Annotated in this window: 23 protein-coding genes; 10 read left to right on the top strand and 13 right to left on the bottom strand. The window is 58.3% G+C overall.

All coding sequences use genetic code 11. The features are described 5' to 3' along the window. Positions 1-96: 96 nt before the first annotated feature. The 5 genes from GS630_RS05520 to GS630_RS05500 form a co-directional block, all read right to left on the bottom strand. Positions 97-636 (bottom strand): GNAT family N-acetyltransferase, encoded by a 540-nt coding sequence (locus tag GS630_RS05520; protein WP_171618840.1) that lies wholly within the window; start codon positions 634-636, stop codon positions 97-99. A 48-nt stretch (positions 637-684) separates the two neighbouring features. Further along, positions 685-1,962 carry a phosphopyruvate hydratase gene (gene eno / locus GS630_RS05515; protein WP_171618838.1) on the bottom strand — a complete coding sequence of 426 codons (1,278 nt, stop codon included), beginning with the start codon at positions 1,960-1,962 and terminating at the stop codon, positions 685-687. Positions 1,963-2,098: 136 nt separating this feature from the next. Further along, positions 2,099-2,977, bottom strand: a complete 879-nt coding sequence (locus GS630_RS05510) for a DMT family transporter (RefSeq protein ID WP_171237720.1) — start codon at positions 2,975-2,977, stop codon at positions 2,099-2,101. A gap of 131 nt (positions 2,978-3,108) precedes the next feature. Continuing rightward, positions 3,109-3,522, bottom strand: a complete 414-nt coding sequence (locus GS630_RS05505; RefSeq protein WP_050602224.1) for a Fur family transcriptional regulator — start codon at positions 3,520-3,522, stop codon at positions 3,109-3,111. 83 nt (positions 3,523-3,605) lie between these two features. Continuing rightward, entirely contained in the window at positions 3,606-4,310 is a 705-nt protein-coding gene (locus GS630_RS05500) for an endonuclease/exonuclease/phosphatase family protein (protein WP_171179822.1), read from the bottom strand. 221 nt (positions 4,311-4,531) lie between these two features. Between GS630_RS05500 and GS630_RS05495 the strand changes: the two genes are divergently transcribed. After that, complete coding sequence (locus GS630_RS05495; protein ID WP_171179820.1) at positions 4,532-5,419, top strand: DMT family transporter; 888 nt, start codon at positions 4,532-4,534, stop codon at positions 5,417-5,419. 13 nt (positions 5,420-5,432) lie between these two features. Here the strand turns inward: GS630_RS05495 and GS630_RS05490 are convergent, their stop codons facing one another. Continuing rightward, a complete protein-coding gene (locus GS630_RS05490) occupies positions 5,433-6,851 on the bottom strand; it encodes a YdiU family protein (RefSeq protein ID WP_171179818.1) in 1,419 nt (472 codons plus the stop codon). 86 nt (positions 6,852-6,937) lie between these two features. On the opposite strand from GS630_RS05490, the gene GS630_RS05485 reads away from it, so the two are divergent. The 3 genes from GS630_RS05485 to GS630_RS05475 all read left to right on the top strand — a co-directional run bounded on the left by GS630_RS05485 (position 6,938) and on the right by GS630_RS05475 (position 9,122). Then, entirely contained in the window at positions 6,938-7,357 is a 420-nt protein-coding gene (locus tag GS630_RS05485; protein ID WP_171618836.1) for a cupin domain-containing protein, read from the top strand. A gap of 199 nt (positions 7,358-7,556) precedes the next feature. Continuing rightward, positions 7,557-8,186, top strand: a complete 630-nt coding sequence (locus tag GS630_RS05480; RefSeq protein WP_171179814.1) for an extensin family protein — start codon at positions 7,557-7,559, stop codon at positions 8,184-8,186. Between the two features lie 45 nt (positions 8,187-8,231). Then, positions 8,232-9,122, top strand: coding sequence for a fatty acid desaturase (locus GS630_RS05475; RefSeq protein ID WP_171711897.1), 891 nt, complete (start codon positions 8,232-8,234; stop codon positions 9,120-9,122). A 67-nt stretch (positions 9,123-9,189) separates the two neighbouring features. Here GS630_RS05475 and GS630_RS05470 read toward each other — a convergent pair whose 3' ends face one another. The 3 genes from GS630_RS05470 to GS630_RS05460 all read right to left on the bottom strand — a co-directional run bounded on the left by GS630_RS05470 (position 9,190) and on the right by GS630_RS05460 (position 11,152). Continuing rightward, positions 9,190-9,651 carry a hypothetical protein gene (locus GS630_RS05470; protein ID WP_171179809.1) on the bottom strand — a complete coding sequence of 154 codons (462 nt, stop codon included), beginning with the start codon at positions 9,649-9,651 and terminating at the stop codon, positions 9,190-9,192. A 10-nt stretch (positions 9,652-9,661) separates the two neighbouring features. Next, positions 9,662-9,952 carry a hypothetical protein gene (locus GS630_RS05465; protein WP_171179807.1) on the bottom strand — a complete coding sequence of 97 codons (291 nt, stop codon included), beginning with the start codon at positions 9,950-9,952 and terminating at the stop codon, positions 9,662-9,664. A gap of 78 nt (positions 9,953-10,030) precedes the next feature. Next, on the bottom strand, positions 10,031-11,152 hold the full coding sequence (locus tag GS630_RS05460) for an anhydro-N-acetylmuramic acid kinase (protein ID WP_348540094.1): 1,122 nt from the start codon (positions 11,150-11,152) through the stop codon (positions 10,031-10,033). 243 nt (positions 11,153-11,395) lie between these two features. Here GS630_RS05460 and tyrS point away from each other — a divergent pair, with 243 nt between their 5' ends. After that, positions 11,396-12,649 (top strand): tyrosine--tRNA ligase, encoded by a 1,254-nt coding sequence (gene tyrS / locus GS630_RS05455; RefSeq protein WP_171179803.1) that lies wholly within the window; start codon positions 11,396-11,398, stop codon positions 12,647-12,649. Positions 12,650-12,734: 85 nt separating this feature from the next. On the opposite strand, the gene GS630_RS05450 is transcribed toward tyrS, so the two are convergent. Beyond that, entirely contained in the window at positions 12,735-13,559 is an 825-nt protein-coding gene (locus tag GS630_RS05450) for a hypothetical protein (protein ID WP_171711891.1), read from the bottom strand. Positions 13,560-13,760: 201 nt separating this feature from the next. Between GS630_RS05450 and GS630_RS05445 the strand changes: the two genes are divergently transcribed. Together GS630_RS05445 and GS630_RS05440 are read left to right on the top strand one after the other, a co-directional pair. Next, entirely contained in the window at positions 13,761-14,516 is a 756-nt protein-coding gene (locus tag GS630_RS05445) for a 3-hydroxyacyl-CoA dehydrogenase (protein ID WP_171237728.1), read from the top strand. 27 nt (positions 14,517-14,543) lie between these two features. After that, positions 14,544-15,074: a sugar O-acetyltransferase gene (locus tag GS630_RS05440; RefSeq protein ID WP_253284433.1), complete on the top strand. Its 531-nt coding sequence runs from the start codon at positions 14,544-14,546 to the stop codon at positions 15,072-15,074. Here the strand turns inward: GS630_RS05440 and GS630_RS05435 are convergent. The 3 genes from GS630_RS05435 to GS630_RS05425 all read right to left on the bottom strand — a co-directional run bounded on the left by GS630_RS05435 (position 15,071) and on the right by GS630_RS05425 (position 18,261). Beyond that, complete coding sequence (locus GS630_RS05435; protein WP_253285846.1) at positions 15,071-16,879, bottom strand: ABC-F family ATP-binding cassette domain-containing protein; 1,809 nt, start codon at positions 16,877-16,879, stop codon at positions 15,071-15,073. The genes GS630_RS05440 and GS630_RS05435 overlap by 4 nt on opposite strands. A 67-nt stretch (positions 16,880-16,946) precedes the next feature. Beyond that, on the bottom strand, positions 16,947-17,687 hold the full coding sequence (locus GS630_RS05430) for a GNAT family N-acyltransferase (protein ID WP_171618832.1): 741 nt from the start codon (positions 17,685-17,687) through the stop codon (positions 16,947-16,949). Between the two features lie 100 nt (positions 17,688-17,787). Beyond that, a complete protein-coding gene (locus GS630_RS05425) occupies positions 17,788-18,261 on the bottom strand; it encodes an outer membrane protein assembly factor BamE (RefSeq protein WP_171179795.1) in 474 nt (157 codons plus the stop codon). Positions 18,262-18,346: 85 nt separating this feature from the next. Here GS630_RS05425 and GS630_RS05420 point away from each other — a divergent pair, with 85 nt between their 5' ends. The 3 genes from GS630_RS05420 to plsX all read left to right on the top strand — a co-directional run bounded on the left by GS630_RS05420 (position 18,347) and on the right by plsX (position 20,408). After that, the gene (locus GS630_RS05420) at positions 18,347-18,883 is read left to right on the top strand and encodes a DUF177 domain-containing protein (RefSeq protein WP_171711895.1); all 537 of its coding nucleotides are present in this window, start codon (positions 18,347-18,349) and stop codon (positions 18,881-18,883) included. A gap of 205 nt (positions 18,884-19,088) precedes the next feature. Beyond that, positions 19,089-19,295 (top strand): 50S ribosomal protein L32, encoded by a 207-nt coding sequence (rpmF, locus tag GS630_RS05415; RefSeq protein ID WP_008756996.1) that lies wholly within the window; start codon positions 19,089-19,091, stop codon positions 19,293-19,295. A gap of 24 nt (positions 19,296-19,319) precedes the next feature. Then, positions 19,320-20,408, top strand: a complete 1,089-nt coding sequence (gene plsX / locus GS630_RS05410) for a phosphate acyltransferase PlsX (protein WP_171090535.1) — start codon at positions 19,320-19,322, stop codon at positions 20,406-20,408. Positions 20,409-20,416 lie beyond the last annotated feature (8 nt).

Here is a 20,416-nt window from a genome sequence, read left to right as displayed (position 1 = left end):
GAACTTGGTTAGTAACAAGTTCACACATAACTTTACTAAAGCAGGGTTCTCGTAAACAGATCAGGGCAATCCTGGTTGCTAAAACACTGATTAAATTCAACTATCGTTATTTTTAGTTTTTTTGAGTTTCGTAAGCGACATCTCGAAAAAAATCAGGTGGTCCCGTGCGATTTCTGGAATCTCAGAGTATGCGTCGCGCAGGGTAAACCCCAACGACAGGTATAATTGAGTCGCTGCCTCCAGCGGTTTTCCGGTATCCATTCGGATATAGTCAAAGCCAAGATCCCTGCAGGTTTCAATCAGCGACAACATAATGGCACGGCCCGCGCCAGAGCCCCTTGCCGCATCCGTCACATACACCCGCTTTATCTCGGCCACGCCCGGCGCGATTGTATGAAACATGCCGCTACCAATCGGCTCACCTTCCAACACAGCCAACTTGATCCCACCATTTGGCGGTGCGTGATCCACCTCGATGTTGTCCATCAAACGGGCGTATTTTTGCTTTGGATAAAAGGTCTGAACGATCTGAACGGATTTTTCATCCAAGGTCAGCAGGAAATCCCGATAGTCCCAACACAAACGCCGAACCGCGTTCAACTGGTCCGGCGTTTCTGGTTCAATGATCTTTAGCAAGACGTGGCCCCCGGATTGTGTCCGAGGGTCAGCCTAGCATCAGATGTGTTATTTGCGAAGGATCGACGCGCCCGCGTATTCCGCGACCTCGCCCAGCGATTCCTCGATACGGATCAGTTGGTTGTACTTAGCCAACCGGTCCGACCGCGCCAACGAGCCGGTTTTGATCTGACCGCAATTGGTTGCCACGGCCAGATCGGCGATGGTTGCATCCTCGGTCTCGCCCGAGCGGTGGGACATGACGTTGGTGTAACGCGCGCGGTGGGCCATATCGACAGCGCGCAGAGTCTCGGTCAGCGAACCGATCTGGTTCACCTTGACCAGCATCGAGTTGGCGCAGCCGCGTTCGATCCCTTCGGCCAGACGTACGGGGTTGGTCACGAACAGGTCGTCGCCCACCAACTGTACTTTGTCACCGATGGCGTCGGTCAGGGCTTTCCAGCCGTCCCAGTCATCTTCGGACATGCCGTCCTCGATCGAGATGATGGGATAGTCGTTGACCAACGCCGCCAGATAGGCGGCGTTTTCTTCCGAGGTCAGAGTCGTGCCCTCACCCGCCAGAACGTATTTGCCGTCTTTGAAGTATTCAGTCGCGGCGCAATCCAGCGCCAGATGGATTTCCTCGCCCGGCTTATAACCCGCCTTTTCGATGGATTTCAGAATGAAATCCAGCGCTTCGCGGGTGCTTGCGATGTTCGGAGCAAAGCCACCCTCATCACCGACACCGGTGGCCAGACCAGCTGCCGAGAGCTCTTTCTTCAGTGTATGAAACACTTCGGACCCCATGCGCACCGCCTCGCGGATATTCGCGGCCGAGGTCGGCATGATCATGAATTCCTGAATGTCGATCGGGTTATCTGCGTGTTCGCCCCCGTTGATGATGTTCATCATTGGAACCGGCAGAACACGGGCCGAGGTGCCGCCCACATAGCGATAGAGCGGCTGGGTTGTGAAATCGGCCGCGGCCTTGGCTGTGGCCAACGAAACACCCAGAATGGCATTTGCACCGAGACGGCCTTTGTTTTCGGTCCCGTCCAACTCGATCATCGCCTGATCGATGGCCACCTGTTCGGTCGCGTCGAAACCTACCAGTTCTTCGGCGATCTCACCGTTCACGGCGGCAACGGCTTCCAGAACACCCTTGCCCATGTAACGCGCTTTGTCACCGTCGCGCTTTTCCACTGCCTCATAGGCACCGGTTGATGCCCCGGACGGCACGGCAGCACGGCCCATGGTGCCGTCTTCCAGAATCACGTCAACCTCAACTGTCGGGTTGCCCCGGCTGTCCAGAATTTCGCGTGCGTGGATGTCGATAATGGTGCTCATGAGGCCCGTTCCTATGGCTGCAGTCGGTTGCACGCGTCATAGCAGCACCGGCCCAAATGTAAACCGGTTCCGTTATCGCTAACAGGCACATTTTCGGACCTTTAGGGCTAACAGCCTGTTGTTTGCGCCAACACAATTAGACCGGAGCCAGTTCGTTTGCCAAACGCCGCTCGCGAACAAAGGTATAAAGTCCGGACCCAATGATAAGTGTCGCGCCCGCAAGCGTCAGCGCATCTGGCCGCTCCCCAAAAACCAGCATTCCTGCAACGATCGAGAACACCAGACGCGTGTAGCGGAACGGCATCAATGCCGACGCTTCGCCGACACGCATCGCGGTGACAATGCCGTAATACCCAATCACACCGGACCCTACGGCCCCGAGATACGGTAGCGATTGTCCGTCCTGAAGCGGCACAAATGATGCACCGGAAATCGCCATCAACAGCCCGCCAGCCAGCGCAACTGCAATGAACGCTTGCATCGCTACAACGGTCGAGGCGACTCGCGCATCCAGCTTACGCGTGATGAGATCGCGCGCAGCAATGGCCAGGACGGACAAAATCACAAAAAGAGACTCGGGCTGGAACCCTTGGAAACCGGGACGAATGATCATCAGAACGCCGATAAAACCCACGCCAATCGCGCTCCAACGCCGCCAGCCGACGTGTTCCCCCAAAAACATTGCTGCCCCCATGGTGACAGCCAGCGGCAGGACCTGAAAAACGGCGGCGACCGTTGAAAGGTCGATCAAAGACAGCGCCGTAACAAAGGTTACTGCCCCGATCCCTTCGGTTGCCGCGCGCGCCAACGGCAATAGCTTCCAGGCCATCGGGTCAAAGACGCGTTTGCGCGAGGCCACTGACAGAGCCGCAAACACGAGCGTACAGACCACGCCGAGGAACACCATGATCTGCCCTGTCGGCACCGAGACCGACAGAACCTTGATGAACATGTCCTCAAGTGCAAAGGCCGCCATCGACCCAATGAGCAGCAGAATGCCGTTTACGTTGTTCATATGCGCGTCCACAGGAAAAAGCACTTTGGGTGCCTATGCGCACAACAACCTCAACCAATGGCCTCTGGCAAGACATTTCCCGTCACGCGTGATGAATTAACGTGAGGGGATCAATCGCGTTTCGTGATGATTTAATCCTGTTCCAGTGGCACGCCATACAGCTCCAGCCGATGGCCTTTCAGTTTGTACCCCAGCTTTGCCGCGATTTTTTCCTGAAGGGCTTCGATCTCAGGGTCGACGAATTCTATCACCTCACCCGATTGCATATCGATCAAGTGATCATGATGGTCACGCTCGGCATCCTCGTACCGTGCGCGGCCATCGCCGAATTCCAGACGCTCCAGAATCCCCGCTTCTTCAAACAGTTTCACCGTCCGATATACGGTTGCAATCGAAATACCTTTGTCGACGGCAGAAGCACGTGAATAGAGCTCTTCGACATCCGGATGGTCGTCGCTTTGTTCCAGCACCTGCGCGATGATCCTTCTTTGACCGGTCATGCGCAGGCCCTTGGCCTCACAACGCCCAATAATCGTTTCCGACATGATGCCCCTCAGACTTGCTCGGGTATCTGTCTTAGTATGTCTGCGCCGTTTGCGCCACAGGGATTTCTGCTTTTCCGCTGTTCTTACGCAGCACGTGTCAGATCGGCCCAGACAGGCAGATGATCCGATGCGATATGTGCCGGGCGCGCGTCGTGAACCCCATGCGCGGTGGCTTTCACCCCTGCGCCCAGCGCGATCCGGTCCAACGCGCCAAGCGGTTGCGCTGCGGGAAAGCTGGGTCGGGGCGGTAGAAAGCGCATCTCGGGGGCCAGATGGTCCAGAACCGGTTGCCGCGACCATTCGTTGAAATCCCCGGCCCAGACGGTTGGCATCTTGGCCAGATCATCATCAAAGCGCCGGATGTGCGAAATCTGCTGCCGCCGCGATGCGGGCAGCAACCCAAGATGCATCCCCATCACCCGCAACGGCCCGATTTGAGTATCGAACTCGACTCGGACCGCACCGCGCGGCTCTAACCCCGGCAAGTCATGATGCCCTTTTTGACGGACGGAAATACCATCCCCACGCCATATGACTGCATTACCATGCCACCCAAGGCTGCCGGCCCCGCCAAGATCGACGATCTGCCAACCCGCCTCGTCCAGCATGAAATGCGGCAGGGCTGCCGGGCGCGGCGGCAGGCGTTTGTCTGCCTCTTGCAGCACAACGATGTCGGCCCGCATGTGTTCGATGACCTGCAGGATACGCTGCGGTTGACGCCGGAAATCCAGCCCGAGGCATTTTTGAATGTTATAGCTGGCGATACGTAGGGTTGAAGATTGTTTCATAAGGGCTTGACCAATGGGCTTGCGCTCAATGTGCCACCTCTGGCGCGGCGCGCAACCCCCCCTGTTCCGATACAGAACGAATGCCTCGGAAAGAAACAACGCCAATCGCACGATTTATTGGCAAACGACCCGCAAGCGATCACCAAAGGATTGTTCCTTTTGATCCCCTGCTCTATCCGGTTGCAGTGGAACGGCCAAACCGCCGCAACTCGAGGGGCTGAATGGAACTGCATCAGACACAGCCGGTCAACAGCACCCGCGCCAGCCTGGTTCTGGTCATGGGCGGCGCGCTATGGGGGCTCTACTGGATCCCGGTTCGGTTCTTTCTGGATCAGGGTCTGACCGGCCCCTGGCCCGGGATTGTCATGTATTGCGCGGCCCTGATCGCTCTATTCCCATTTGTTTGGAGCGACCGACACACACTTGTTCGCGAATGGCGCAACCTGATGCTCAGCGGGATGTTCACGGGTGCCGCGTTCAGCCTGTATTCCATCAGTCTTGTATACACTGACGTTGTCCGGTCGATCCTGCTGTTCTACCTCACGCCCATTTGGGGCACGCTTCTGGGCGTCATGTTTTTGGGTGAACGCCTCAACCTTATGCGTCTTGCCGGTCTCTTCTGCGGGTTGGGCGGCCTTTTTGTTGTTCTGGGCGGCGCGGGTTTCGTGCCCTGGCCGCAAAACATAGGCGATTGGCTGGCATTGGCATCAGGCGTATGCTGGGCCCTGGGCTCTATGGGCCTTTATCGTGTCAATCGCATCTCGATTTCGGGGCAGGTCTTTGCCTTTGTATTCGGCGCGCTGATTCTGTCCTTGTTCAGCCTTCCATTGCTGGGCGAGCAGAACATCCCTTCCGTGGCACCTCATGAGACGATCCGCGTGCTTCTGTTCGCCCTGCTGTCGGCCTTCTACATCCTGCCCATGGTCTACATGACGATTTGGCCAGCAACAAAGCTTTCCCCATCAAGGGTCGGCCTGCTGCTGATGAGCGAAGTGGTCGTCGGAATCGCATCTGCTGCCGTGCTATCCGGAGAACCCTTTGGCCTGCGCGAGTTTCTGGGCGCTGCGCTGATCGTCAGCGCCGCCGTGTTGGAGATTGTTCGAAAGTAAGGCCCGAGATGGGTCACGTCCCACAGAAGGTTGCGTGCACCACCTCGTTCTTGGCCGGGGGCCGTCTCAAATCTGCGGCATCATCCTGATCATCGTAAGGCTGTGCGAGGACGGCGTTCAGCCGATGGAACGGCGCGTAATCCCCTTGCACCGCAGCTTGGATCATCTGTTCGACACGGTGGTTGCGCGGAATGAACGCCGGGTTAGAAGCGGCCATCACGTCCATCGGTTGCGCTTCGCGCTCTAATCGCGCGCGCCAGCCCTGGGCCCAACTGTCATAGCTGGCGGGGTCAACAAATTGATCCCGCGCGGTATCGCTGCCCAGCGCCCGGAAGGTGTTGGTGAAATCCGCCTGCCCTTCGGCCATGCGTTTCAATAAATCCGTCACAAGCTCTAGATCAGCGTCTTCGTCAATCGTCAGACCGATCTTGGCACGGAACAGGGTCAACCAATTCTGCTGCAAAAGCTCTGGCATGGCATGGACGATCTCGGTCGCCTCTTCGACAGCGGCCTCCTTGTCATCCATCTGCTGGATCAAGGACGTCGCCAACTGCGCAAGGTTCCATACGGCAATGTCGGGCTGGTTCGAATAGGCATACCGCCCCATCCGGTCAATCGAACTGTAGACCGTGTTGGGGTGATACGTGTCCATGAAAGCGCAAGGACCATAGTCAATCGTCTCACCCGCGATCGAGCAATTGTCAGTGTTCATAACACCGTGAATGAATCCCACGCTCATCCACTGCGCGATCAACTTGGCCTGTGCGTCCCGCACCGCCCGCAACAGACCCATCGGCCCGTCAGCCTCAGGATAGTGACGCGCGATGGCGTATTCCGTTAGTCGACGCAAACTGTCCAGCTGCCCCCGTGCGGCGAAAACCTGAAACGTACCCACCCGCAGATGGCTGCTGGCCACACGCGTCAGCACAGCGCCGGGCATCGGGCCTTCGCGAAACACCGTTTCGCCCGTTTCCACAGCCGCCAGAGCACGCGTGGTCGGAACGCCCAGCGCGTGCATCGCCTCAGACACCACATATTCACGCAGAACCGGCCCCAGCCACGCCCGACCATCGCCTCGGCGCGAAAACGGCGTGGGGCCCGAGCCTTTCAACTGAATGTCCCGGCGCACACCGTCGGTGCCCACGGTCTCGCCCAGCAACACCGCACGCCCATCCCCCAATTGAGGGTTATACTGTCCGAACTGGTGCCCCGAATATAACTGCGCGATAGGCTCCGCACCTGTGGGCAGATGGTTGCCGGCAAAAGCCTCGGCCATGTCATGCACATCTCCTGGTGCAATTTGCAGCAACTTCGCCAAATCATCGTTAAACGCAATCATCTGTGGCGCACGGACGGGAAGCGGAGCCTGCCGCGCAAAAAACGCATCCGGCAGACGGGCATAAGTATTATCAAAGGGGATCGTCAGGGTCATGTCGCATTACATATTGTTCGGGCGCACGAATACCATAGCGGATCGTATCGTCCCGTGCATAATCGCGCCGAACCAAGAGGGCACTCATGACCGCACAAGACATTATCGACCACCTGAACCTGCAACGTCATCCCGAAGGCGGATGGTATGCCGAGACATGGCGTGCCAGCAACGCAGGCCGCCCCACCGGCACTTGCATCTATTTCTTGTTGCAGGCCGGAGAAAGCAGCCACTGGCATCGGGTCGACGCCACCGAGATCTGGCTCTACCACGCAGGCGCGCCTCTGGTCCTGTCGCTCAGCGCAACAGATAAAGGCCCCGCCGCCGATCACCTTCTCACACTTGACCTGTCTAAAGGCGCACCGCAGTTGATCGTACCGGAAGGCCATTGGCAGGCTGCACGCAGCACCGGCGACTACACCTTGGTCAGTTGCACGGTCTCTCCCGGCTTTGATTTCGAAGGTTTTGAGTTGGCCGCGCCGGGCTTTGACATCCCGAGGGAATAGCCCAACCAACGTAAATCTCTGAAAAGTTGAGTTTACAGACGGCCCAGCTTTGACCATCCTGTACCCGTAACCGTGTGTGATGGAGTATCGAGTGAGCATGAAGCAGGTCTGTTTGACTGTCCTTTTTCTCTGCTTAAGTGCAGGGATCGCAAGCGCCAGCCCGGACTGTGCAGATTCTGGCGAACCGTTGGATGTTTCATTGCCCAACGAGTCCACAACCGCCGAACCAGCCGCGCAGACGCCCGACGACCTGTCCCCATGCGCGGCCATGCAATTGGAACAAGGACGCGAGCGGATGCGCGAACGCGGGGCCGTCTGCGGCGACTGGACCATATTGGGCGAAACGCGCAAAACCCTGAAAAGCAAAGCCCGGGGCTGCGGCATTGCCAAACCGGTTCGGGTCTACCGGATTTCAAATGTTGCCCTCAGTCAGTTTTCGCTGATGGATTGTCAGACGGCTGTCACGCTGAAAACATGGATCGAAACCGTTGCCAAACCCGCCTTTGCCGAAATGGGCGGCGGGCTCAAGGGGATGCGGGTTGTGGGGCACTATGCCTGCAAAACCCAAAACAACCGGCCACGCGCGCGCCTGTCTCAACATGCACGCGGGCGGGCCATTGATATTTCAACCTTTGTTCTTCAGGACGGCACACAAATCACCGTTAAGGACGGGTGGACGGACAATACCCAAAGTGCGGTGTTGCGCGAGCTGCACAACGGTGCTTGTGGCGTGTTCAGTACCGTACTCGGCCCGGACGCCGACCGCTATCACGTTGGGCATTTTCACTTTGACACCGCCCAACGCAAAGGTGCTCCGGTTTGCCGATAGCTCTTCGGACTTGACCGGACTTACGCCGGACTTAACGATGTCCGCATGGACCACAAAGACCTGATCGCTTCTCTGCCTGCGGAAACCAAGGACCGATTGCAACGCCGGTCGAACACCGCTGGGCTGAAGCATTTGTCGATCTATCTGGCTGCGCTGTCAGCCCTAAGCGCCGCAATCGTGGCGCAAATCCCGTTCTGGCCGGTCTTGATCCTGCCGCAAGGCGTTTTGCTGGTGTTTCTCTTTACGCTCAGCCACGAATGCACCCATAAGACCCCTTTTAGAACAGGATGGCTAAACGATGCGGTCGGACATCTGGTCTCGGTACCAATTGCCTTGCCTTTTGTTTGGTTTCGCTATTTCCACCTCGCCCATCACAAATGGACCAATGACCCTCAGCGCGACCCCGAGCTAGGCGGCAAACCGCGGCCCGATAGCTGGTCTGACCTTTTGATCTACCTCAGCGGCTGGCCCTATTGGAGCGGCATGGCAAAGGTACTGGTTCAAAACGCGAGCGGCCACCTGGATGCGCCTTACCTTCCGAAACGCCAACACAACGCAATGAAGGCCGAAGCCCGCATTCTGCTTGGTCTCTATACGTTAACGCTCATCAGTCTGACTTACAGTACGATACTGTTCTGGGTCTGGCTTCTTCCGGTGCTGGTCGCTCAACCCGTTTTACGCCTTTACCTGCTGGCCGAGCATGGCCTCTGCCCGCCAGTGGCAAACATGCTCGAGAACTCCCGCACGACCTTCACCAACCGAGCCTTGCGGTTTCTGGCCTGGAACATGCCATACCATGCCGAGCATCATTCCTTCCCCAATGTGCCATTCCATCACCTGCCCGCGCTGCACCACTGGATGCGCGCGCATCTGAAATCCACGTCCAACGGCTATGCGGAGTTCACCAAAGACTACACCCACACGCTCAGCTCATAAGATCCGCTCTTCATCTGGCCCCAAATACCTCGGGGGAGGCGCGCTTGCGCGACGGGGGCAGCGCCCCCTATTCGTTGCTTCGGCTTTTGATCAACATGCTGATCAGAGGCACCAAAACCGTCGTCGCCGACCCCAATGGATTCGAGCCGATGCTTTTGACCGCCTGCACGACTTCGCGCGCTTCAGTCGCCACCTCCTCCAACTCATCCTCAATGTCTGCGATTGCCATGTCACGTACCTCAACCGCCGGCGCGACTTCATCCTCAACGCTGCTGCGGCGTGCAATCAGAACCAACAGCCCCGCAAAACCAAGATTGCCAAGCGCCAATACCGCAGAAGCTGAAGCTGGCGACATTGTACTTTGCAGGGCAAAGAACAGCGCTAGGTTCAAAAGCACGAGGGCCAACAGCGCAGCAATACCCGCAATTCCAAATAATATCGTCTGCTGCTGCACCACGGCCAAGCGACGGCGTGCAATCAGGCGTTCTGTCCGATAGATCGTTACCAGATTTCTGCTTAATCTGCTCATGGCTTACCTCCTAACCCTGCGCGCGCCCGACGACATACCCCAGCGAGAACGCAATCAGTAACGCTGTGATCGGATATTCTTTTTGCAAGCGGCCAAATTCCTCGACCACATCCTCGCCCAAAGCCTGTGCTTGACTCAGGTCGATCCCATGCTCTTCCAGAAGCTTTCGAATTTCATCCGATGATTTGGTATGCTCATCTCGCTCCTTGGGGGCCGGGTCTTGGTTGACCCGCACTTCCAACGTTGCGTTGCGCTTCCGTAATTTCTCTAATTCAGCTTCAAGCTCTGCCTTGGTCGCCATAATGCCTTGCCCTTGATCCGTGGGTCCGGGGCAACCGTCGCACAACAAGTTGTTATTTTGAACTGTTTTCGGCTGATGCTAGCCAACAGCGTCCATCGAAACCGAACTTACAACCCCACCCCCAACCAGCGCCTGTACGCCGGTTGTGCCGGGGCACGACGTCGGCAGGCCGCGCGCCACACGCACCGCCAGATAGGCAAAGGCCTGCGCCTCGAGCATATCACCATCCAGTCCCACTGCCTCGACCGGCTCGACCGGACAATCCAGCGACACGCGCAACATCTCCATCAAAACCGGATTGTGGCGCCCACCTCCAGTGACCAGCACGCAGGACGGAGGTTTCGGACAATGCTCCATCCCCTGCACGACACCTGCGGCACACATCCCGGTCAGGGTCGCCACGGCGTCCGCATCGTTCAATTCCTTCACCAGACCGATCATTTCCGCGAAATCATTCCGGTCCAAAGACTTGGGTGGCATTCGAGCAAAGTATGGCTCAGCCAGAAACAGCTCCAACGCGCCCATTTCGACGGTTCCATCCCGCGCAAGCGCCCCGTCCCGATCCATGGGCAGCCCCAGTCGGGCTTGCATCAGATCGTCCACAGGCGCGTTTGCAGGCCCGGTGTCAAAGGCGAGCAAAGCGCCCGGCGCTTCGGGGCCGTCAAAGGACGGATCAACATAGGTCAGATTGCCGACCCCACCCAGGTTCAGAAAACACAGGGGTCGGTCCGCGCCGAACCACTTGGCGCAGGCAAAATGAAAGAACGGCGCTAGCGGAGCCCCCTCGCCCCCCATCGCCACATCATCGCTGCGGAAATCCCAAACCACCGGACGCCCCAGCGCCTGCGCCAGCCCCAGACCGTCACCCACCTGCAAGGTTCCACGCCCGCGCGGCTCATGCGCAACGGTCTGGCCGTGAAAACCGATAAGATCGACCTCTTCGAATTCAGACAGTGCCTCGGCATGGGCAAAAGTGACCATCTCAGCCGCTGCATCGACATCGGGCCCATGCCACTGACCCAGCGCTGCCCGCAGCACGTCTCGCTCTGCGTCTGAATAAGCGCGATAGCTACTTTGTCCAAACCCCATAATCTGGTGGCCGTCAGTTTCGACCATCGCGGCATCCACCCCGTCCATCGAGGTGCCCGACATCGCGCCCAGTGCCCGGATCACCCCGTGTTTGCTGATGGTCTGGCTCACGCCTGCCTCCTGAACTGGCTGTCTTCTTCGCCGCATCCGAGTCCTTGAGTACACCTCTGGGTTGCAGCCCGGTCAAACTGCCTTTTGTTTGCACAAAAACGCAAGCGTTCTCATGTAGCGGTTCATATTTTTCGCTAACCGCGTGGCCGGATCGACACCCACCCTCAATTAAAAAACGTGGCTTTTCCTCATCGGCGCTGCCGCCTATACAGTGCCCCGCAACATTAACCCAAAGGGCACGATATGACCTACCACCCCAAATCGGATTTCATCGCCACGATGATCGAGCGCGGCTTTCTCGCCGATTGCACCGATTATCAGGGCCTTGACGACGCGCTGATCAGTGGGTGTAAACCGGCCTATATCGGCTTTGATGCAACGGCCAAGTCGTTGCATGTGGGCAGCCTGATCCAGATCATGATGCTGCGCTGGTTCCAGAAAACCGGCCACCAGCCGATCACACTGATGGGCGGTGGGACGACCAAGGTGGGCGATCCTTCGTTCCGCGCGGATGAACGCCCCCTTCTGGGCCCCGAACAGATCGACGAGAACATCTCGGGCATCAAGAAGGTGTTCGCCGCCTATATCGACTATGACACGGACGCCGAGAACAAGGCGCTGATGCTGAACAATGCCGAATGGCTGGACGACCTGAACTACCTCGATTTTCTGCGCGATATCGGGCGCCATTTCTCGGTCAACCGGATGCTGTCGTTTGAATCTGTGAAGTCGCGGCTGGATCGTGAGCAGTCGCTGAGCTTCCTCGAGTTTAACTACATGATCCTGCAGGCCTATGACTTCCTGGAACTGAACCGCCGTTATGGCTGTGTTCTGCAAATGGGCGGCAGCGACCAGTGGGGCAACATCGTCAACGGTATCGACCTGACCCGCCGTGTTCTGGATCACGAGATCTATGGCCTGACCTCGCCTCTGCTGACCACCAGTGACGGCAAGAAAATGGGTAAGTCTCAGGACGGTGCGGTCTGGCTGAACGCCGAGATGCGCTCGCCCTATGAGTTCTGGCAGTTCTGGCGCAACACAACCGACGCGGATGTGGGCCGGTTTCTGAAGCTCTACACTGAATTGCCGGTGGATGAGTGCGATCGTCTGGGCGCGCTTGCCGGGTCCGAGATCAATGAAGCCAAGATCCGTTTGGCCAATGAGGTCACAACCCTGCTGCACGGCGTACAGGCCGCGGCCAATGCCGAAGCCACCGCGCGCGAAGTGTTCGAAAAAGGCGGCGTAGGTGGAGACCTGCCGACACTGACCCTCAGCGCTGATGAGTTGGGTGACGGTATTTCCATCGTGCAGATCATCGTCAAATCCGGTCTGGCAAAATCCGGCAAAGAGGCCAAGCGCCTGATCGCCGAGAACGGGGCCAAGCTGGATGATGCGCCGCTGACCGATGCGGGAATGATGATCGACGCAGGCGCGCTGTCATCGCCCATCAAGCTGAGCGCAGGCAAAAAACGTCATGCGCTGGTTCAGCTCGGTTGATGGCTCGCCCGCCTCTATGCACCTAAGACACAACTCAAACGGCCACCTGACGGTGGCCGTTTCTTTTTGAAGAACCTGGCGGAGCTTAACGGAGACCCCTTCCGCCATTGCCGTTTCCGCCACCGCCGTTTTGGGCACCGTTGCCCTGGCCATTGTTGCCGCCACCGTTGCCAGTGCCAGGCCCAGAGCCCCCGGTGTTCCCCCCGCCATTACCGGGGTTCCCGTTGTTGCCGTTTCCGTTACCAGGGCCACCGTCTCCACCGCCGCCGTTGCCACCGTTTCCACCGCCGCCGTTGCCGCCATATCCACCGCCGCCGTTGCCGCCATTTCCACCGCCGCCGTTGCCGCCGTCTCCACCGCCGCCGTTGCCACCGTCTCCACCGCCGCCGTTGCCGCCGTCTCCACCGCCACCGTTGCCACCGCCGCCGTCTCCACCGCCGCCGTTGCCACCGTTTCCACCGCCGCCGTTGCCTCCGTCTCCACCGCCGCCGTTGCCTCCATCTCCACCGCCGCCGTTACCGCCGTTTCCACCGCCCGGCGATCCTGGATTTGCAGCATCCGCAAACGCCTCACCAAGCGGTTCAGACCCTCGGCTTTCACCACGATTATTGCTTAACCCCGACAGGCTTGCCGTCGGCAAATCCGTCAAAAGCGAGGCAAGCCCCGGACATTGCGCCCCGACAACTTGCAGCGTTGTTTCAAAATCCGACCGTCTCTGAAGCCTCTCCAGAAAACTCGGCGTCACCTGAACGCAGTCACACAACCCCGCGTAATCCCCGGCATTGGCCAGGCTTCGGGCCGTTTTTCCAGTACAGACTTCCGGTGCAGCAGATGCACTGCCAATCATCACCAATCCCAAAACAGGCGCGACAAAAACCGCACCCAGCGCTTGTTTCTTACTCGTAACCATATCGGCACCTCCTGGCGATAAAACACATGACGGTCCAAATCTCTTCGCTCACGAAAAGGCGCTTTTTCGTGAGGACCGGATTAATTTGTCTTCAGGAACGGAAGCGCAGCCCGGATGGACAGCGTCTTCATCAAAGGTATGGACACCGCACCCGCGAACCAGTTATTGAACAAGTGTTCATATCTATGGGAGGAGTTCACCATGCACCTGTCCACCACAGCAGCACTTGTCACCGGCGGCGCGTCCGGCCTCGGCGAAGCCACGGCCCGCCATTTTGCCTCTGAGGGTGCACAGGTCACGATCTTGGACCGCGACGTAGAACGTGGCACGCAGGTCGCCGCCGAGATCGGCGGGCATTTCGCCCAGACGGATGTGACCGATGAGGATTCGGTGGCCGCTGCTGTAGGTCATGGCATGGCCAAGATGGGCAAGATCACCGCAGTCGTGAATTGCGCGGGCATCGCGTATGGCATCAAAACGGTTGGCAAGGAAGGCCCCCACCCTCTGGATGCCTTCCAGCGCACAATCGACATCAATCTGGTTGGTACGTTCAACGTCTCACGTCTGGCCGCTGCCGAGATGTCAAAGAATGACCCCGAACCAGACGGCGCGCGGGGCGTGATCATCAACACGGCCTCTATCGCGGCATATGACGGCCAAAAGGGTCAGGCGGCCTATGCAGCATCCAAAGGCGGCGTCGTCGGCATGACCCTGCCGATGGCCCGCGATCTGGCCTCGACCGGCATTCGGGTCATGACCATCGCGCCGGGCATCTTCATGACCCCGATGCTGGCGGGGCTGCCCGAAGAAGTACAGCAGCAACTCGCCGCCGACGTCCCGAACCCGGCCCGTTTAGGGGACCCGAAAGAATACGGACGGCTGGCCGCATTCATTGTCGAGATGGGTTACCTGAACGGTGAGGTCATCCGCATCGACGGAGCGCTGCGGATGCGCTAAATCTGTCGCATGTCGGAACGTGAAAAAATGCAGTCCGGACAGTGGTATTGCTGTCTGGACCCAGAACTGGACGAACTTCGTGCACGGGCAAGAGGTGCGGTTCACGCGCACAACACCAGCCCACCTGACGCACGCGGCGCGATGGCACCCGAGCTGCGTGCCTTGCTAGGTCAAGTAGGTGAAGACTGTTTCCTCGAAGCCCCGTTTCATTGCGCCTATGGGATGAACATCCATCTGGGCAAACGGGTTTATTTCAACGCCGGTTGCGTCGTTCTGGACACCGCCCTGGTGCGGGTCGGAGACGACACGATGTTTGGCCCCAATGTCCAGATCTATTGCGCCCAACATGCCAAAGACCCGGCTGAGCGGGCCCAAGGACTGGAAATCGGCTTACCAGTCACAATTGGCAAGCATGTTTGGGTGGGCGGAGGCGCAATTCTGTTGCCCGGTCTCTCTATCGGCAACAATGCCACGATTGGCGCAGGCAGCGTCGTTACCAAGGACGTTGCCGCCGGAGAGACCGTAGTGGGAAACCCAGCAAAAAGCCCGAACCGCTAAGCGCTTTCAGACTTTTCTTCGAGCATTAGCCACTCTTCCTCGGCCGCCGACAGCTTTTCCTGCCGTTCAACCAGCGCCTCGGTGGCCTTCTGGAACTTTACAGGCTCACGGCTGAACAGCTCGGGGTCAGACATCAGTTCTTCCAGCTTGGCGATCTCGGCCTCAAGACGCGCAATCTCGTCAGGCAATTTGTCCAACCGGTGCTTTTCCGAGAAAGACAAACCCGACTTCGGCTTAGCCTCTTGCTTGACCTTTGGCTTTGAGGCCTTTGCTTTCTCTTCTTTTTTTCCGACCACATCACCCCGTTGCGCGCTGTAATCCGACCACCCACCGGCATAAACCGTGGCACGACCATTGCCCTCCATCGCAATGGTCGTCGTGGCCACCCGATCCAGAAAATCCCGGTCGTGGCTGACCAACAGAACCGTGCCGTCGTAATCGTCGAGAAGCTCTTGCAACAAATCCAGCGTTTCGACATCCAGATCGTTGGTCGGTTCGTCCAGCACCAGAAGGTTCGAGGATTTCGCCATCAGCTTCGCCAGCAACAGCCGCGCTTTTTCACCACCAGACAGGGACTTAACGGCCGCTCTTGCCTGCCGTTCGTCAAACAGGAATTCCTTGAGATACCCCACAACATGCTTTGGCTGTCCGCCCACCATCACCTGATCGGCCTTACCCGACACCCGCATTTCGGGGTCGCCGGTCAGGCTGTCCCAAAGGGACATCTCGGGATCCAGTTGAGCACGCGTCTGATCAAACACCGCAATTTCAAGATTCGTGCCCAGCGACACCGTACCTTCGTCCGGCTGGACCTGCCCCAACAACATCTTCAGCAGCGTGGTCTTACCCACCCCGTTTGGCCCAACAAAGGCCACGCGATCACCGCGCTGCACCAGCAGATCAAAACTCCGAACGATCTGCTTGTCGTCAAACCCTTTGAACAGCCCTTTGGCCTCGATCACTTTACGACCCGATTTCGGCCCGGCCTCCAGCGTCATGGCAGCCGAACCCTGACGCTTGATCTGCGCAGCCTTTTCGGCGCGCAGAGCCTTCAGTGCCCTAACCCGGCCTTGGTTGCGCTTGCGTCGGGCGCTGATGCCCTCAACCGCCCATTTGGCTTCAGACTTGATCAACCGGTTAAGCTTGTGACGCTGCTGATCCTCTTCTTCCCACACCTTGTCCCGCCAGGCCTCAAAAGCGTCAAAGCCCTGCTCTCGCCGCCGCACCGCGCCGCGATCGATCCAAAGCGTTGCCCGCGTCAACGCCCGTAAAAAGGCCCGGTCGTGCGAGATCAGCACAAAGGCGGCGCGTGTTGCGCCAAGCTCGCGCTCAAGCCAAGCAATGGCTTCAATATCCAAATGGTTGGTCGGTTCATCCAACAACATCAGATCCGGCGCTTCAGCCATCAACTTGGCCAAGGCCGCCCGCCGCCGTTCACCACCCGATGCCGTCTCAACAGGGCGAGACGGGTCAAATTTCAACCCTTCGCCAGCGCGCTCAACCTTGTACAATTCGCCCAGTTCCAAACCGCTGGACGCATAATCCCCCAGCGTCGCAAACCCTTCCATGGTTGGGTCTTGCTCCATATACCCCACGGATTTTCCCGGCGGCACAACGATCTCACCTTGATCGGCTTCGACCAGACCCGCCATCACTTTCATCAGAGTCGACTTCCCAGACCCGTTTCGCCCCACCAAGGCAACGCGGTCGCCGGGCTGGACTACCAAATCAAGGTCGGAAAACACCGGATCGCCCCCGAAGGTCAGGGAAATGCCGGACATCTGCAACAAAGGAATTCTCGCCATGCCCGCCAGCTAAACCGGCTAGGCAGGCGCGTCAACGCCCCTGCTTCTTCTCGTCAAAAATACGGAATCATTCGACCACCGCCCTCAGCAAACGTTTCCGCGCCGGGGGAATCGCCCCAATCTCCAGCCCGGTGAACACATGCAGCGTGTTCATGTGCCGATCTACAACCGCGTGATCACTGACCCAGCCGCCCATCAACAGGTAAGTTCGCAACAAGGGCGGCATCCGTAACATGGCCCGTTTCACATCCGGTCTGCGCCGCAGACGCGCAGCAAAGCGAAACACATCCGGAGCCTTCACCCGCGGCAACCAGCGTTTAGGAGCCAGATGGCGGTCTTTTAGCATGGCAAAAGCATCCAGATAGTGCTCGGTCTCGGTTCCTGCAAAAGAGGAACAACCAAACAGCATCTCAACACCATTTTGGTCCACATATGCCGTCATCGCCCCCCAAGCGACTCGCAGGATATCTGCGTCGTTACAATCGGGGTGGACGCAAAACCTGCCCATCTCGACCATACGACCGGAGAAACCAGCCAGCGCAGAGAGATCATAGAATTGTGCCGAATAGCTGCGCCCGATCTCGCGCCCGTGATCGATGATCAGCATCCTAAAACAGCACACCAACCGCTCTTCATCGCGCATGTCCTCGACCAAGACGTGGCAACACCGCCCGTCGAATGCGTCGCTGTCTAATTGTTGCGTGCCAAACGCAAATGTACGCAACGCCTGCGCGGCGTCGATATCCACAGCCGATTGCGCCAATCGGGCGCGATAGCGCCCTTTGCTCAACAGTACCGCTGTCGCCACGGTCGCATCCTCCACGGTTGCTGACCCATTGTTGTCGTCGTGACCTCGCTAACACAAGACATGTGACTGTCTTGTGACCCGCACACTGCAGAAGACAAAATTAGTTGGCGCCCGGAATATTGGCCGGGTTGAAGTTGCCGATATTGCCAAGCAGCTGTCGCAGGAAGCCTTTGTCCTGAACGTTGGAATCGGTCACACGGCGCTCCAATGGAATAACCAGGCCGTCTTCAAGGCCAAAGCGCTCGATATTGCTGACGACGCCACGCTGGTCAAAGCTGATGGCGACCAACTCGCGTGATACAACCTCGGGCCGTTTCGGGCCGTAGTGGCGCACCCGCGAGCGGACATAGTAAAAGCCTGAATCCCTCACCACACCCGAAGCGCCCGGAGCGCCGATGGCTTCTTCCACGGTGTCGCGCGTATCGACACCAACTTTGATTTCGGCCAGATCCTCGGCCGGCGGCACGTAACCGTGATTCTTGAAGATTGGCGTACAGGCCCCGATCGCGGCCAGACAGGCAACAAACACAAGCGATTTCGTCGCTGGTTTCAACCGGTTCATTACCTTCAACATGCGCACCCTCTTGCCTTGGCCTTCTGCGGCTTCTATCCGATTACAGAAACCGCTGCCACGGTTCAACACATAGAAAGGCTCACAAATGAGCAACCTTACATCACTTCGGGTGGCCGATCTGCCTCAGAACGCTCCAACTCCGTTCGATCTGCGCCCTTCTGCCGCTTCGTTAGACGAGATTCGGCAAGATCTGGGATTGCTGGGTTTGCGCAAGCTCAGCTTTGTCGGAGAGATCCGAGCGCAGGGCAAGCGCGACTGGGTTCTCAACGGCAAGCTTGGGGCCACTGTCATCCAGCCCTGCGTCGTGACCCTCGACCCTGTCACAACCCGTATTGATGTCCCGGTTCATCGCACCTTTCTGGCCGATTGGACCGATCCTGATGAACCCGAGTTCGAGATCCCTGAAGATGACGAATCCGAACCGCTGGGTCCCGAGATTGATCCGGCACTGGTCATGGTCGAGGCGCTGGCGCTGGCATTGCCGCAATACCCACGCAAGAACGGGGCAGAACTGGGCCAGGTCGACTATACAGAGCCAGGCAAACAGGCCATGACCGACGAAGACGTCAAGCCATTTGCCGGATTGGCGGGTTTGCGCGACGCGCTGAAAAAAGACGAGTGACAGGGGGCTGATTTCCTGTCATAGCAGGCGGCCAGAAAAATCGCTTGAACATGACGAGAATCGCAGTATTTTCGCGCGCTCATCGGATTTTGGGTTGGACATTGCGGGGCTGGTCGCCTAAACGCGCGTCAAACCACGATAAAACGAAATATGAAACCCGGTCGGCGGCGAATCTGCTGACCCTCAGTAGACAAAGGTTGAGACCATGGCCGTCCAACAGAACAAAGTTTCCAAGTCGCGTCGCAACAACCGCCGCGCACACGACGCTCTGGTTGCTGCAAACCCGAACGAATGCCCCAACTGTGGCGAGCTGAAGCGCCCGCATCACGTTTGCGCATCCTGCGGCCACTATGATGATCGTGAAGTCGTCGCACAGGCCGACGAAATCGACCTGGACGAAGACGCAGCCTAAGCCTGATTGAGCGCAGGCCGAGGCATGACTGAACAGCCCACGCACGCCGGACGGATCACCATCTCGGTCGACGCCATGGGTGGGGACGAGGGTCCCGCAGTTGTTGTTGCCGGTCTGGCAAAGTCGGCTGACAAGAACCCGGATATTGGGTTCTTGCTGCACGGTCCCGAGCAGGTCCTGCGAAAGCTAGTCGCAAAACGGCGTGTCCTTGAGGGGCGCGTCGTTTTTCGTGATTGTCCGGACGTCGTCACGATGGAGGACAAGCCAAGTCAGGTTGTGCGCAACGGCAAGCAAACTTCGATGTGGTCCACGCTGGAGGCTGTGCGCCAGGGCGAGGCACATGGTGCGGTGTCTTGTGGAAACACCGGTGCGCTGATGGCGCTGTCGATGATGCGCCTGCGCAAACTGCCGGGCGTGAACCGCCCGGCCATTGCGATTCTGTGGCCTTCGCGCAACCCTCAGGGGTTCAACGTGATGCTCGACGTAGGCGCCGACGTCCGCGCCGACGCCAAGGATTTGCTGCAATATGCCCTGATGGGCGCTTCATATGCGCGCAATGGCATGGCGCTTGCACGGCCCCGCATTGGGTTGCTGAATGTCGGCACCGAAGAACACAAGGGCCGCGCCGAGCTGAAAGAAGCGCACGCAATGATCACCGAGTTTGCAGAGCAGGCAAATTTCGAGTTTGTGGGCTTTGTCGAAGGCAGCGACATTCCGGGCGATAAGGCGGATGTCATTGTCACGGATGGGTTTACCGGCAATGTTGCGATTAAGACCGGTGAGGGTACAGCCAGCCTGATCGGTGACCTGCTGCGCCAGGCTTTTAAGTATTCTCCGCTGTCCCGGCTGGCTTCGATCCTGGCCATCACGTCGTTAAACCGTCTAAAGAAACGGATCGACCCAAGGCGTGTAAACGGCGGCGTCTTTCTTGGGCTGAACGGCACCGTGGTGAAATCTCATGGTGGCGCAGATGCGACCGGTGTGTCGGCCGCAATCAAGCTGGCCTTTACGTTGGCGCAATCGGGCTTTTCCGAAAAATTGGCCGCGCGGGTTGCATCCACAGCCCAGCTTGCACAAGATGCCGCGCAAGCTGCGCCGCAGACCGAAAAATAATCAAAAAG

This window comes from Ruegeria sp. HKCCD7303 (assembly GCF_013111185.1).
Lineage (GTDB): Bacteria > Pseudomonadota > Alphaproteobacteria > Rhodobacterales > Rhodobacteraceae > Ruegeria.
Note: the sequence above shows the minus strand (reverse complement) of the source record. Positions and strands in the feature narration are given on the sequence as shown.